Source organism: Lysinibacillus sp. FSL K6-3209, from assembly GCF_037976175.1.
Classification (GTDB): Bacteria; Bacillota; Bacilli; order Bacillales_A; family Planococcaceae; genus Lysinibacillus; species Lysinibacillus sphaericus_D.
The window spans coordinates 3,483,705-3,497,885 of the sequence record NZ_CP150264.1 but is presented as its reverse complement, the minus strand read 5'-3'; the positions used below and the strand labels follow the sequence as shown (position 1 = coordinate 3,497,885).

Annotated in this window: 11 protein-coding genes, 1 riboswitch and 1 other annotated feature; of the genes, 7 read left to right on the top strand and 4 right to left on the bottom strand. The window is 38.4% G+C overall.

Going from position 1 to position 14,181, the window contains the following annotated elements; translation table 11 throughout:
• Positions 1 to 127 precede the first annotated feature (127 nt).
• Positions 128 to 246, top strand: a riboswitch (SAM riboswitch).
• A gap of 257 nt (positions 247 to 503) precedes the next feature.
• Complete coding sequence (gene metK, locus MHH88_RS16980) at positions 504 to 1,700, top strand: methionine adenosyltransferase (RefSeq protein ID WP_025220354.1); 1,197 nt, start codon at positions 504 to 506, stop codon at positions 1,698 to 1,700.
• A 355-nt stretch (positions 1,701 to 2,055) separates the two neighbouring features.
• On the opposite strand, the gene MHH88_RS16975 is transcribed toward metK, so the two are convergent.
• The gene (locus tag MHH88_RS16975) at positions 2,056 to 2,568 is read right to left on the bottom strand and encodes a gamma carbonic anhydrase family protein (RefSeq protein WP_024363704.1); all 513 of its coding nucleotides are present in this window, start codon (positions 2,566 to 2,568) and stop codon (positions 2,056 to 2,058) included.
• 135 nt (positions 2,569 to 2,703) lie between these two features.
• On the opposite strand from MHH88_RS16975, the gene MHH88_RS16970 reads away from it, so the two are divergent.
• Entirely contained in the window at positions 2,704 to 3,510 is an 807-nt protein-coding gene (locus tag MHH88_RS16970; RefSeq protein WP_069513902.1) for an alpha/beta hydrolase, read from the top strand.
• 129 nt (positions 3,511 to 3,639) lie between these two features.
• On the top strand, positions 3,640 to 5,148 hold the full coding sequence (locus MHH88_RS16965; protein WP_339259585.1) for an alanine/glycine:cation symporter family protein: 1,509 nt from the start codon (positions 3,640 to 3,642) through the stop codon (positions 5,146 to 5,148).
• 41 nt (positions 5,149 to 5,189) lie between these two features.
• Here the strand turns inward: MHH88_RS16965 and MHH88_RS16960 are convergent, their stop codons facing one another.
• Both MHH88_RS16960 and MHH88_RS16955 read right to left on the bottom strand, forming a co-directional pair.
• On the bottom strand, positions 5,190 to 5,816 hold the full coding sequence (locus tag MHH88_RS16960) for a class I SAM-dependent methyltransferase (RefSeq protein WP_339259583.1): 627 nt from the start codon (positions 5,814 to 5,816) through the stop codon (positions 5,190 to 5,192).
• On the bottom strand, positions 5,813 to 6,769 hold the full coding sequence (locus MHH88_RS16955; protein WP_069513893.1) for a TIGR01212 family radical SAM protein: 957 nt from the start codon (positions 6,767 to 6,769) through the stop codon (positions 5,813 to 5,815). The genes MHH88_RS16960 and MHH88_RS16955 overlap by 4 nt, the downstream gene beginning before the upstream one ends.
• A gap of 292 nt (positions 6,770 to 7,061) precedes the next feature.
• Between MHH88_RS16955 and MHH88_RS16950 the strand changes: the two genes are divergently transcribed.
• From MHH88_RS16950 to sulP, 3 genes are all read left to right on the top strand, one after another.
• Positions 7,062 to 8,234: an MFS transporter gene (locus MHH88_RS16950; protein WP_103976060.1), complete on the top strand. Its 1,173-nt coding sequence runs from the start codon at positions 7,062 to 7,064 to the stop codon at positions 8,232 to 8,234.
• 144 nt (positions 8,235 to 8,378) lie between these two features.
• The gene (locus MHH88_RS16945; protein WP_069513889.1) at positions 8,379 to 8,726 is read left to right on the top strand and encodes a metalloregulator ArsR/SmtB family transcription factor; all 348 of its coding nucleotides are present in this window, start codon (positions 8,379 to 8,381) and stop codon (positions 8,724 to 8,726) included.
• A gap of 75 nt (positions 8,727 to 8,801) precedes the next feature.
• Positions 8,802 to 10,541, top strand: coding sequence for a sulfate permease (gene sulP / locus MHH88_RS16940; RefSeq protein WP_339259581.1), 1,740 nt, complete (start codon positions 8,802 to 8,804; stop codon positions 10,539 to 10,541).
• A 51-nt stretch (positions 10,542 to 10,592) separates the two neighbouring features.
• On the opposite strand, the gene MHH88_RS16935 is transcribed toward sulP, so the two are convergent.
• A complete protein-coding gene (locus MHH88_RS16935) occupies positions 10,593 to 11,177 on the bottom strand; it encodes a transposase (RefSeq protein WP_339259579.1) in 585 nt (194 codons plus the stop codon).
• Between the two features lie 251 nt (positions 11,178 to 11,428).
• Positions 11,429 to 11,648, top strand: a binding site (T-box leader).
• Between the two features lie 91 nt (positions 11,649 to 11,739).
• Between MHH88_RS16935 and leuS the strand changes: the two genes are divergently transcribed.
• On the top strand, positions 11,740 to 14,157 hold the full coding sequence (leuS, locus tag MHH88_RS16930; RefSeq protein ID WP_339259577.1) for a leucine--tRNA ligase: 2,418 nt from the start codon (positions 11,740 to 11,742) through the stop codon (positions 14,155 to 14,157).
• Positions 14,158 to 14,181: the final 24 nt, after the last annotated feature.

Here is a 14,181-nt window from a genome sequence, read left to right as displayed (position 1 = left end):
CACAATTGCTTTAATAATCTATACTAATTCAAAAATTATTTTCGAGTTTTAAATACTTTTCAACAAAACGACATAAAATAATTGACATTGTTCTACCTTTTCCGTAAGATGAGGAATTGAACGGATACTCTTATCCCGAGCTGGTGGAGGGTCAGGCCCTGTGAAACCCGGCAACCTGCATGAACTATTTCACGACATGCGTTGGTGCCAACCTGATGCAAGGGGATACCCCTTGAACGATAAGAGTGAAAGGTTACGCAGTCATTATTCCTTTCCTCATGTTAAGTACACGTGAGAAAAGGATTTTTTTTATTTTTAAAATGAATGTAAAGGTAAGTATGTGCAATTCTTTCCTTATTATAATGACGGATCTTTCGAAATCCTCATGTTAAAAGCAACAACGGCTTGAGAGTTCAATCCTTTAGGAGCGGACTTGACATGGGTAATGAGTACCGTATTAATTTCGCAAATACTATTTGTAAGAGTAATAGGAGGAAAACCAAATGACAAACCGTCGATTGTTTACATCAGAGAGTGTAACAGAAGGACATCCCGATAAAATTTGTGATCAAATCTCGGATGCTATTTTAGATGCCATTTTAACAGAAGATCCTAATGCCCGTGTAGCGTGTGAAACAACAGTCACAACAGGCTTAGTATTAGTAGCAGGAGAAATTACTACTTCTACTTATGTAGATATTAAAGGCATTGTGCGTGATACAGTAGCAGAAATCGGCTATACACGAGGCAAGTATGGCTTTGATGCTGAAAACTTAGCTGTACTAGTCGCAATCGGAGAGCAATCACCTGATATTGCCCAAGGTGTAGACCAAGCATTAGAAGCGCGTGAAGGTTCAATGACAGATGCGGATATTGAAGCGATTGGTGCAGGTGACCAAGGATTAATGTTCGGTTATGCATGTAATGAAACACCTGAATTAATGCCTTTACCAATTAGTTTAGCGCATAAATTGGCTCGTCGTTTAACAGAAGTACGTAAATCAGGTGAATTAGCATATTTACGTCCAGATGGTAAAACGCAAGTAACAATTGAGTATGATGAAAACAATGTCCCTGTTCGTGTTGATACGATCGTTATTTCAACTCAGCATGATGAAGAAGCAACACTTGAACAAATTCAAGCAGATTTAAAAGCATTAGTAATTGCTCCAGTAGTTCCTAGTGAGTTATTAGATGCACAGACTAAATACTTCATCAACCCAACTGGTCGTTTTGTTATTGGTGGTCCAAAAGGAGATGCTGGACTTACTGGTCGTAAAATCATCGTTGATACATACGGTGGTTATGCACGTCATGGTGGTGGTGCATTCTCTGGTAAGGATGCTACGAAAGTGGACCGTTCAGCAGCCTATGCAGCTCGTTATGTAGCGAAAAATATTGTTGCAGCTGGTTTAGCAGAACGTGCAGAAGTACAGCTTGCTTATGCTATCGGTGTAGCGCAACCGGTATCGATTGCCGTTGATACGTTTGGTACAGGACGAGTAAGTGAAAGTGAAATCGTAAAATGGGTTCGCGAACTTTTCGATCTACGTCCAGCAGGCATCATTAAAATGCTTGATTTACGTCGTCCAATTTATAAACAAACGGCTGCATACGGTCACTTTGGCCGTACAGATTTAAATGTACCTTGGGAAAATACGGACAAGGCAGATGCACTAAGAGAAAAAGCGAGTTTATAATCTGTTTTATCAAGAACATTCGATTTGGTAATGAACAAACGTAAATGTTTTATTGAAAGGGGCTAGCTAGTGGCCCCTTTTTATCTTGCCTTTCACATTTCTTCTTACTGCTACTAGGTCGGGGAGAAATGCACCTTCTATTTAAATTGTGAAGGCAACTAGTGCTCTCTAATCAAGTGAAAGACTTAAGCGAACTTTACGTAAGTGATTGAAAAAATTCGCTTTCTTCCCGTACGTCTAGCATACAAGATGTACTGAAGGCGGTTGGAAGAAAATTGCGAATTTATTTCATAAAGAGTTGTTTCGTATTTAAACACCTACAACTATGGGGCAATGTGCCCGAATTGAGCAACCATTATTTTTGAAGAGATTTGTAATATTGTCCTTTTTCCGCGTATTCTCTAACGATACGTTCCATATCTTCTTTATCTTCAGCATTTAATTCACGTACAACTTTCGCTGGACGTCCTAATGCTAAACAATTGGGAGGTATGACTTTACCTGGAGGGACAAGACTACCCGCACCGATAAATGCACCTTCTCCTATCTCTGCCCCATCTAACACAATTGATCCCATACCAATTAAGGCATTTTTTCGAATTGTACAGCTATGTAAGGTTACTTGGTGTCCAACTGTTACTTCATCTTCGATTATTAATGGATATTTTGGACTTTGATGTAGACAACAAAGATCTTGGATGCTTACTCGTTTACCAATAATTGTAGGGGATACATCGCCTCGAATCACTGTATTAAACCATATTGTTGTCTCTGCTCCAATCGTTACGTCTCCAGTAACGGTTGCATAGTCAGCAATAAAAACTGATGGATCGATTGTAGGTGTTTTGTCTTTAAAAGGATAAATCATGCTAATCGCCTCTTTTCTTTCTTTGATGTAGTATTATCGTATCAAATACGCAATTTTATGCAAATATAATTTTATAATGGTACGAATATTTCGTTATAATTATTGTGTAACTAATTATTTAGGAGGACTATGTGAATGTGGAAATGGGAAGCTGATGGACAAGCGAAGGCTGTGATTGCTATTGTTCACGGTGCATATGAAAACCACCGTTGGTACGCATGGCTGATTGAAAAACTTAGAATGGAAGGCTTCCACGTAGTCATGGGCGATTTACCGAATCATGGGGCAAATGCGAAACTATCACGTGTCCATGATGAGGACTTTAAAGAATACAACAAGTATACTAGGCATTTAATTGAAAATGCCTTTTCATATAATTTGCCAGTATTTTTAATAGGGCATGGACTAGGAGCAACGTTAATACTGCATACAATGCATAAGAGAAAATATGAATGTGCAGGAATTGTCTTGACCTCACCTTGGCTGCAATTGAACTTACAGCCTGGAAAATTATCGAATGCATTAACGAGCTTAAGTGCTTTGACGGCAAGTGTTAAGATGACACATGATATTACTTTCGACAAGTTATCACGTAGTGTCGAAGGTAGAGATGAAATGAAGGACGAGTTTCCTTTTATGTCTGTCATCTCAGTAAAATGGTATCGTGAGTTACAACAGATGATGCGCAATTTAGTGATTATGCCGAAAGCAGAGTTTCCAAATACCCCTATGCTTATTATGACTGGAGAAAGAGATAGCATTACAGAAACTAGACAAACACGTAATTGGTTACACCAGCAGGAGTTTGCAGAATTCCAATTTAAAGAATGGGCAAAATGCTACCATAATCTGTTCCATGAAATAGAGAGAGATGAGATTTTTTTCTATATCCGTGATTTTATTAATAATGCTTTGCGTAGAATTGGTTATATAATTCGATAGAATGTTTCCCCTCCGAAAAATATTGTTGAATAAGATGTATAGTAACTTAAAAATAATGTTGTAATTTTCAGAAAAATGTAATACTATAATGTCTTAAAGAACGAATATTCATATTTTGGGAGGGGTAAGATGGAAAGTATTGTTAGTTTTCTGAACAGTATTTTATGGGGGCCGTGGTTTATTTATGGTATTTTATTAATCGGTTTATTCTTTTCAATTATTACACGGTTCCTACAAATAAGACATATTAAGGACATGTTTGTCTTAATGTTTAAAGGGGAAAAATCAGAAAAGGGAATTTCTTCCTTTCAAGCAATGTCGATTGCATTATCTGGGCGCGTTGGTACAGGGAACATTGCTGGTACAGCAACTGCCATTGCAATGGGGGGACCTGGTGCTATTTTTTGGATGTGGGCAATTGCCTTCATCGGTGCAGCGACAGCTTATGTGGAGTCAACATTAGCGCAAATATACAAAGAAGAGAAAGAAACAGAATATCGTGGTGGTCCAGCCTTTTATATTGAAAAAGGGATGGGGCAGAAGTGGTTTGCAATTATTTTTGCGATTGCAGCGTTAATAGCCATGTTGATACTAATGCCTGGCGTTCAATCAAATGCAATAGCAGGTGCCGTTGAAAACGCTTTTGGAATGGAATCTTGGATTACAGGAATTATTATTGTTGTATTATTAGGTGCTATTATTATCGGTGGGGTTAAATCCATTGCAAATGTTGCACAAGTAGTTGTCCCATTCATGGCTTTAGCTTATATTCTAATGGCAATCGTTATTATTTTTATGAATATTTCAGAAGTACCTGCTGTATTTTCGCTGATTTTTTCAAGTGCTTTTGGTGCACAAGAAGTATTTGGGGGGATTATTGGTTCAGCAATCGCTTGGGGGGTTAAGCGTGGTATTTATTCCAACGAAGCGGGTCAAGGAACTGGTGCGCATCCAGCGGCGGCAGCTGAAGTTTCACACCCTGCTAAACAAGGTATTGTGCAAGCGGCATCTGTGTACATTGATACATTATTAGTTTGTTCGGCTACAGCATTTATGATCTTATTTACAGGTATGTATAATGTACAGAATGAGAAAGCTGCGGAAGGTACAGATCCGTTTATTTACGTTGGTGAATTTAATGAAAATGGCCTTACGGGTGAGGAGCAAATTACCTTTGCGAAAAGTATTAAAGAAGGTGCTGCGTATACACAATGGGCAGTGGAATCTTCATTGCCAGGCATTGGCTCAAGCTTTGTAGCAATCGCTTTATTCTTCTTCGCATTTACGACAATTATGGCGTACTACTATATAGCAGAGACGAATGTGGCCTATTTATTCTCAGGGCAAACCGAAAAGATTTTCATTTGGATAGCTAAAATCGCCTTTTTAATTGCAACATTTTTTGGAACGATTCGTACATCTGACCTTGCATGGGCAATGGGTGACGTTGGCTTAGGATTAATGGTATGGATTAACGTTATTGCCATTTTAATTATTATGAAGCCTGCGATTCTCGCATTAAAAGATTACGAGAAACAGAAAAAAGAAGGCAAAGACCCTGTGTTTGATCCTCGTAAACTAGGAATTAAAGGTGCGGATTTCTGGGTTGATTACAATGATAAACGCAAAAATAAATAATGTATAAAAAAAGTCCTCTCATTATGAGAGGATTTTTTATTTTAATTGCCGTCGCAACCGGCTGCTTGTGCGTTCAGAATTGTTTGCGTGACTGGCACCGGGAAGTCTTTCATTTTTTCTAATGCAATGACAAATGGTGGATCGTTTTGTTGGTTTAAAAATTCGTATTTTAACACATGGATATATTTTTGTGGTAACTGACTAACATAGTTGATGACTGCGTCACGTTCTTCTTTGCCGCCTGGATGCCCATGGTAAATGACAAGGACAATTAATCCACCGATTTTTAGCAGTTGTAATAAATCTTGAATTGCTAGAATCGTTGTATTTGGTTTTGTTACGATATCATGGTCACTGCCAGGTAAATAGCCAAGATTGAATATAGCAGCCGCAACTGGTTTTTGAACATGCTTGGCTATATTTTCGTGCCCCGTATGTAACACAAAGGCACGGTGTTCTAAGGCATTGTCTAGCAGACGGTGCAAAGTAGCATCGACTGCATTTTTTTGCACGTCAAAGGCATAAACTTGTCCGTTATCACCAACAAGTTGAGCTAAAAATAATGTATCATGGCCGTTTCCAGCCGTAGCATCGACAACAGTATCGCCTTCTTGTATTGACTCTATTAATAATTGCTGTGCATATTGTAAGACGCGTTGAAGCTTCATTTTGTGACCTCGGCATTATAAAATTTACCTTGCCAACTGCCCCGACGTTCTAACTCTGCATCAATGCCATTCAATACTTCCCACTTATTGACACTCCACATTGGACCAATCATTAAATCAATTGGTCCATCACCTGTAATACGATGGATGACCATTTGCGGTGGTAAAATTTCTAACTGGTCTGCAACTAGTTTTGTATAGACATCTTGATCTAAAAATTCTAGCATGCCTTTTTCATATTGTTTAACCATTGGCGTCCCTTTTAATAAATGAAGTAAATGGATTTTAATGCCTTGGACATCCAGTTTAGCAACTGCACGTGCCGTTTCCATCATCATGTCATAATCTTCAAGTGGAAGGCCATTGATAATATGTGAGCATACACGAATCCCATGTTTACGCAGCTTTTCAACACCTTCTACATAGGTTGCGTAATCATGTGCACGATTAATGAGGTTTGCCGTTTTTTCATGGACGGTTTGTAGGCCTAGCTCAATCCATAAATAGGTGCGTTCATTTAGTTCTGCTAAATATTCAACAACATCATCAGGTAGGCAATCTGGGCGTGTGGCAATGGACAGTCCGACTACACCTTCTTGTGCTAACGCAGCCTCAAATTTTTCCTTTAAAACGGGAAGTGGTGCATGGGTATTTGTATATGCTTGGAAGTAAGCCATATACTTGCCATCTTTCCATTTTTGATGCATTTTGTCACGAATTTCTGCAAATTGCACATCAATAGGATCAACTTTATTACCAGCAAAATCACCTGACCCTGCAGCACTACAAAATGTACAACCTCCGAAAGCGACTGTTCCATCTCGGTTCGGGCAATCAAAACCTGCATCGAGTGCTACTTTAAATACTTTATGACCGAAGTGGTCACGTAAATAGCGATTCCATGTATAGTATCTTTTCCCCTCTGTGGGAAAAGGAAAGTTTGTTTCTGTCATGTATTTCACTCCTCTAACATTATATTTTATCATGTGCGTAAGGTTCCGTCATGGAGTAAGAATTTAAATATGCAGAGACAAATGTTATGCCGCTTTATTTATTGAATAAACAATTTATTTCCGTGGTAAAGGGACAGAACTGTTGGCTGTTATAACGAACGCATAAAGGACGAAAAAACTGTTTATTTAAGAAATTTTTTGTGAACAAAGGGTAAATTTATTTTCCTTGTACTTTTTTATTTTTCATCATAAACTAGCTATTTAGAGAAACGAAATAATGGGGGTCAAGGATATGCCAAAAAGTGTTTGGTTTTTAATTATCGGTATGCTTGTGAACACGACGGGCAACTCTTTTTTATGGCCTTTAAATGCCATTTACATGCATGATTATTTAGGGAAATCACTTGCAATGGCTGGCTTTGTTTTAATGTTGAATTCGGCTGCAGGTGTATTAGGCAATCTATTAGGTGGATTTTTATTTGATAGAATTGGTGGCTATAAATCGATTATGCTAGGCATTTTATTGACCGTTGCTTCGTTAATAGGATTAACAATCTGGCATGGCTGGCCACATTATGTGTGGTTTTTAACCATTCTTGGATTTAGTGGAGGCATTGTATTTCCAGGGATGTTTGCGTTAGCGGGAGCGGCTTGGCCTGAGGGTGGTCGTAAAGCATTTAATGCGATTTATTTAGCGCAAAATTTAGGTGTTGCTGTAGGGCCGGCATTAGCTGGGATTGTGGCAGATTATCAATTTGATTATGTTTTTGTCGTTAATTTAGCGATGTATATTTTATTTTTCTTTATCGCATTGATTACATTTAGAGGAATAGATGCGGAAAGTATTGCATTGAAAAATGTAGTAAGTGAAAGTAAACGTATTACAAATAAGGCACCATTTTATGCCTTATTAATTTTAAGTTCATCTTCCGTGTTATGCTGGCTTGCCTATTCGCAATGGAGTGCAACCATTTCATCCTATACGCAAGATTTGGGCTTAGGGTTAAAACAATATAGTTTACTTTGGACGATTAATGGGCTCCTTATTGTTGTTGGGCAACCACTAATCGCACCGCTTGTGCGCCGTTGGGAACATCAACTTAAGCGTCAATTAGTATTTGGCATTACGCTTATTGCAGCTTCGTTTGGTATTGTAGCATTTGCCGAAGATTTTAAAATGTTTGCTGCTGCAATGGTCGTATTAACATTTGGGGAAATGTTTTATACACCAGCTTTACCGACCATTGCGAATCAGCTTGCACCAAAGGGACGCGAAGGTTTTTACCAAGGTATTATAAATAGTGCGGCTACAACAGGTCGTATGATTGGTCCATTGTTCGGCGGTATTATGGTCGATCAGTTTGGTATGATAGCCCTTGTTTCAATTTTAGTAGTTATTGTATTACTAGGCATTTTCCCATGTCTGATTTATGACCGTGGGTGGCAGGCACGCAAACAATTCTGAAAATTAAAGTCAATTTACTTTAAAGCGAATGTTATAGCATTCGCTTTTTTATTTTTTTAGATTGAAATAGTTGACGCAAAAGGATACAATCATACATATTCAAATATTTGAATATGTGAAAATGAATGATGTGGAGGGATTAACGTGGAAGAAGGCTTACAACAGTTTAAAGCCGATTTTTTTAAAGCCTTAGCACACCCGTTACGGATAAGAATTCTTGAATTATTGGTCGATGGCAAGAAAAGTGTGAATGAGATTCAAAGTTGCCTAGAAAAAGAGGGCTCGGCAGTTTCGCAACAGTTAAGTGTTTTACGGGCAAAAAATATTGTTTATGGTACAAAAGAAGGGAAAAAAGTTTACTATTCTTTAAGTGATCCAATGATTGTTGAATTGTTACGTGTTGCAAAAGATATCTTTGACAACCATTTAATTCATACAATTTCAAGATTAGAAGAAATGACCGTCAGTGAAAATGACGAAGAGATAATGTAGGGGATGTAATACATTTACCACCCCTTACTAAACTGGATTCGAAAAACTTAATTATTTCGAAGGGAAGATTATTGTATGAAATCACTGTTTACAGGTCGGTTTGAAGGGTATTCAGTTGATCATTTTAAAAAGGACTTATTATCTGGCATAATTGTTGGGATTGTTGCAATTCCACTGGCTATGTCTTTTGCCATTGCTTCCGGTGTAAAACCGGAATATGGGATCTATACAGCGTGTATTGCGGGCATACTTATTTCGCTATTTGGAGGTTCAAAATTCCAAATCGGTGGACCAACAGGCGCTTTTGTGCCAATTCTTTTAGGCATTGTCTTATCGTATGGCTATGAAAATTTATTAATTGCGGGGTTAATGGCGGGAGTGCTGCTATGTTTAATGGGCATTTTCAAGCTAGGTACTCTTATAAAATTTATTCCACGCCCAGTAACGATAGGCTTTACTGCGGGTATTGCGGTTATCATTTTTACTGGGCAAATAGCTAATTTTTTAGGTTTAACAAATATTACACGTCATGAATATTTTATCTCAAATATGAAAGAGTTGTTCGTGCATATAGGAACAATCAATTATTATAGTATTTTCATAGCGATTATTTGTCTTGTAATTATTCTTTTAACACCTAAATTTTTCCCAAAAGTACCTGGCGCATTAGTAGGCATTGTTGTTTCTACCCTTGTCGCTACCTTCTTTTTTTCAGGACAAGTTGCAACAATTGCTACGGCTTATGGTCAAATCCCTAATACGTTACCAAAGTTTTCTATACCAGAAATTACCTTGGAACGATTACAATTATTGATTGGACCTGCCTTTGTGATTGCCATTTTGGGCGGGATTGAGTCGCTTTTATCAGCAGTTGTTGCTGACGGTATGACCAATACTAAACATAATAGTAATCGTGAGCTTGTAGGACAGGGTATAGCGAATATTATTACACCTTTATTCGGAGGGATTCCTGCTACTGGGGCGATTGCACGTACGGCAACCAATATTAAAACGGGTGCTGCATCACCAATGTCAGGTATTATTCATGGTGTTTTTGTATTAGTCACGTTATTGTTATTAGCGCCCTTTGCTTCGCATATTCCGTTAGCAAGTATGGCACCAGTACTAATGGTCGTTGCGTGGAATATGAGTGAACAAAAACATTTTGCTCATATTGTAAAAGCGAAATCTGGCGATTCACTTGTATTAATCATTACATTTTTGCTTACTGTTTTCGCTAGCCTAACGATTGCTGTTGAAGTAGGTCTTGGCTTAGCCGTTGTGTTGTTTGCTAAACGAATGAGTGAGAAGTTGGTTATAGATAAAGTATTACCAGACCATACAAAAAAGAATGGAAAGGTACAACCTTATGTTGTCAATCAAAAGCATGATTGCCCACAAATTAGTATTTATACGATTGAGGGTCCACTGTTTTTTGGTGCAGCGCAAACGTTTGAAGAGACATTACTGCATTCTATGCAAGAGCAACCAAGCGTCCTGATTTTACGTATGGGGAAAGTGCCATTTATGGACTCCACAGGTGAGTCTTATTTTAGCAATATTGTGGAGAATTTTACAAAGCGTGGTGGCAAGGTCTTCGTCACGGGTATACAAGAGGACTTAAAAGCAGCGCTCATGCGTAATGGATTATATGCTCAAATTGGACAAGAGCATTTTTTTGAACATACAGGAGAAGCTATAAATCGAGCATTGACACATTTAGATATGAATAAATGCCTTGGTTGTAAACATTTCGCCTTCCATGAATGCGCTGACTTTTCGAGTGACAGGCACGGAAAAGATTCTGACAATTGATAGTTTTTGAAGAGTGAAGCTCCACACGATGGATTGTCGTGTGGAGCTTTTCTATAGGGGTGCTACATTAAATGATTTGCCTTCATGTTCCTCGCAATACTGACAATAGGATAGTGATTGAGCTTGTGAGGTTTGAAGTAAATAACTTTTGAGAATACTTGTATCAAAGAATGGGTAGTTTGAAGATATATCATGCTTGTAGAAATAATACGAGCTATAAGGGTAGTCCTCCATCTTAGCAACCATAGGGGGAGACGTTGAGATAGGATTGCGGTGAATATAGCGACTAACACTAAGCATGTCGAGTTGTGAGGGAACAAGGTCTGCAAAATATCGACTTTCGTAAAGATGACCGCAATAGTGATACTTCTTTTTAAAGTAATTGCTGTAGCGCCAATTTACATTGGCCATCACTTTGCCTAGTGGTACTTTGGGTGAACGAATCAGCAGGTGATAGTGGTTAGACATAACGCAATAGGTAACAATCTTAAACGAATATTTATGATAAGCATATTGCAATACACGAAAGAAAGCATCGTAATCTGCAACATTGTGAAATATAGTTTGACGATTATTACCGCGCACTACTACATGATGATAATGATCTGGGGACCAAAGCCGTTTTTTTCTTGGCACACGCGATTGCCTCCTTTAGCTTTTTTCTTTAGCATAAAAAAGCATGTAAAGAACGTCAATTAGACGGGAGTTACGAAAGTAATGACTATTTTTATTTTTCATCTGCATAGAAGGTTGAAATGAAAAATTGTTGGTGAAAATAATCATAAAAAATTTTTTTTAATAATTGTGTGGAAATTGTGTGCGTGTCAGGCACCATAAAAAGATGCTTGTGCTTTTCAGAACTTTCCATTAGAATAAATGCAATACATGTAAAGACATTGATGAGGAATAGTAAATTTGTGGTTCTTTTTAGAGAGCTAGCGGTTGGTGGAAGCTAGTAAGGATGCAAGTTGAACTCGCCTGCTGAGTCTGCATACGTAATATGTAATTGTTACGTTTGCCGTTATTTCCGCGTTAAGGAAGCTTGAGCCGAGTGTAATCACTAATTTGGGTGGTACCGCGGGAGTTAAGAATACTCTCGTCCCTTTCTGACAAAGGAAGGGGCGAGTTTTTTTATTTTTTAAATATTTTGTCAATTCTTACGATAAGTGGTACTGCACATATATAAGGAGGAAAAATAATGAGCTTTAATCATCAACAAGTTGAAAAAAAGTGGCAACAGTATTGGGATGTCAACAAAACATTCAAAACAGAAAATGAAACGGATAAACCAAAATTTTATGCGCTTGATATGTTCCCGTACCCATCAGGAGCGGGACTTCACGTAGGGCATCCAGAAGGATATACAGCAACAGATATTCTTTCACGTTTCAAACGTATGCAAGGCTTTAATGTTCTACATCCGATGGGATGGGATGCCTTCGGATTACCTGCCGAGCAATATGCACTTGATACTGGGAATGACCCAGCAGAATTTACAGCAAAAAATATTGCAACATTTAAACGTCAAATTCAAGAGTTAGGCTTTAGCTATGATTGGGATCGTGAAATTAACACAACAGATCCAGAATACTACAAATGGACGCAATGGATTTTCATTCAATTATATAAAAAGGGCTTAGCTTATGTAGATGAAGTGGCGGTAAACTGGTGCCCAGCTTTAGGTACAGTGCTAGCGAATGAAGAAGTGATTGATGGAAAGTCTGAACGTGGCGGACATCCAGTAGAACGTCGTCCAATGAAACAATGGATGCTTAAAATTACAGCGTATGCGGATCGTTTAATTGACGATTTAGAAGATGTAGATTGGCCAGAATCTATTAAAGACATGCAACGTAATTGGATTGGCCGTTCAGAGGGTGCAGAAGTAACATTTAGCATTGAAGGATCGGACAAAAACTTTACGGTATTTACAACACGCCCTGATACACTATTCGGTGCAACATATACAGTGCTTGCGCCAGAGCACAAACTAGTGGCTGAAATTACAACAGCTGAACAACAAGCTGCTGTCGATGCATATCTTGAAAAAGTAAAAATGAAATCAGACTTAGAGCGTACAGATTTAGCCAAAGAAAAAACAGGCGTATTTACAGGCGCTTATGCGGTAAATCCGATTAACGGCAAAAAAGTACCGATTTGGATTGCTGATTATGTGTTAGCTACTTACGGAACTGGTGCGATTATGGCTGTTCCTGCGCATGACGAACGTGATTATGAATTTGCTAAAGAGTTTGGTTTAGACATCGTTGCTGTGCTTGAAGGTGGCGATATTGACAAAGAAGCATTTACAGGTGACGGTCAACACATTAACTCTGATTTCCTTGATGGTTTAAATAAAGCAGATGGTATTGCTAAGGCGATTGAATGGTTAGAGGAAAAAGGTGTAGGGGAGAAAAAGATATCTTATCGTCTTCGTGACTGGTTATTCTCTCGTCAACGTTATTGGGGTGAGCCAATCCCAATGATCCATTGGGAAGATGGTACAACAACTCCAGTGCCAGAAGCAGAGTTACCATTAATGCTTCCAAAAACGGATAATATTCGTCCATCTGGAACAGGGGAATCACCATTAGCGAATATTACGGATTGGGTAAATGTTGTAGACCCTGAAACAGGCAAAAAAGGTCGTCGTGAAACCAATACAATGCCACAATGGGCAGGTTCTAGCTGGTACTTCCTACGTTATATTGACCCTAACAACAAAGAAGCGATTGCTGATCCAGAGTTGCTAAAACGTTGGTTACCAGTTGATATTTATATTGGTGGAGCAGAGCATGCCGTATTGCATTTACTATACGCGCGCTTCTGGCATAAAGTACTATACGATTTAGGGATAGTGCACACAAAAGAGCCATTCCAAAAATTATTTAACCAAGGTATGATTCTTGGTGAAGGTAATGAAAAAATGTCTAAATCAAAAGGCAATGTCGTGAACCCTGATGAAATCATAGAGTCACACGGTGCAGATACACTACGACTTTATGAAATGTTCATGGGTCCATTAGAGGCTTCAGTTGCATGGTCTACTAATGGTTTGGACGGAGCTCGTCGTTTCTTAGACCGCATCTGGCGTTTGTTTGTCAACGAAGAAGAAGGTACGCTATCAGCAAAAGTTCAAACTTCAGATGATACGTTTTTAGAAAAATCATATCACCAAACAGTGAAAAAAGTGACAGAAGACTATGAAGGTATTCGCTTCAATACTGCTATTTCACAAATGATGGTATTTATTAATGACTGCTACAAAGCAGAAGTACTTCCAACAGCCTATGCTGAAGGATTTGTGAAAATGCTAGCACCAATCGCTCCGCATATTGCTGAAGAGCTATGGCAACTATTAGGTCATGAAAATACATTATCTTATGAAGAATGGCCATCGTATGATGAGTCTAAGCTAGTGGACGATGAAGTGGAAGTTGCTGTTCAAGTGGCAGGTAAAGTACGTGCAAAAATTATCGTAGCAAAAGATGCTTCAAAAGAAGAAATTGAAAAAGTAGCATTAGCCGATGAAAAAGTACAAGAATATATGGCGGGCAAAGACTTGGTGAAAATTATTGTCATCCCAGGAAAGCTTGTTAATATTGTTGTTAAATAATTAAACAAAGAGCCGTGAAATACG

What these genes read in the sequence shown, in the direction of transcription:
- metK (WP_025220354.1), top strand. Translation starts at nt 504, where the DNA reads ATGACAAACCGTCGATTGTTTACATCAGAGAGTGTAACAGAAGGACAT.
- MHH88_RS16975 (WP_024363704.1), bottom strand. Translation starts at nt 2,568, where the DNA reads ATGATTTATCCTTTTAAAGACAAAACACCTACAATCGATCCATCAGTT.
- MHH88_RS16970 (WP_069513902.1), top strand. Translation starts at nt 2,704, where the DNA reads ATGTGGAAATGGGAAGCTGATGGACAAGCGAAGGCTGTGATTGCTATT.
- MHH88_RS16965 (WP_339259585.1), top strand. Translation starts at nt 3,640, where the DNA reads ATGGAAAGTATTGTTAGTTTTCTGAACAGTATTTTATGGGGGCCGTGG.
- MHH88_RS16960 (WP_339259583.1), bottom strand. Translation starts at nt 5,816, where the DNA reads ATGAAGCTTCAACGCGTCTTACAATATGCACAGCAATTATTAATAGAG.
- MHH88_RS16955 (WP_069513893.1), bottom strand. Translation starts at nt 6,769, where the DNA reads ATGACAGAAACAAACTTTCCTTTTCCCACAGAGGGGAAAAGATACTAT.
- MHH88_RS16950 (WP_103976060.1), top strand. Translation starts at nt 7,062, where the DNA reads ATGCCAAAAAGTGTTTGGTTTTTAATTATCGGTATGCTTGTGAACACG.
- sulP (WP_339259581.1), top strand. Translation starts at nt 8,802, where the DNA reads ATGAAATCACTGTTTACAGGTCGGTTTGAAGGGTATTCAGTTGATCAT.
- leuS (WP_339259577.1), top strand. Translation starts at nt 11,740, where the DNA reads ATGAGCTTTAATCATCAACAAGTTGAAAAAAAGTGGCAACAGTATTGG.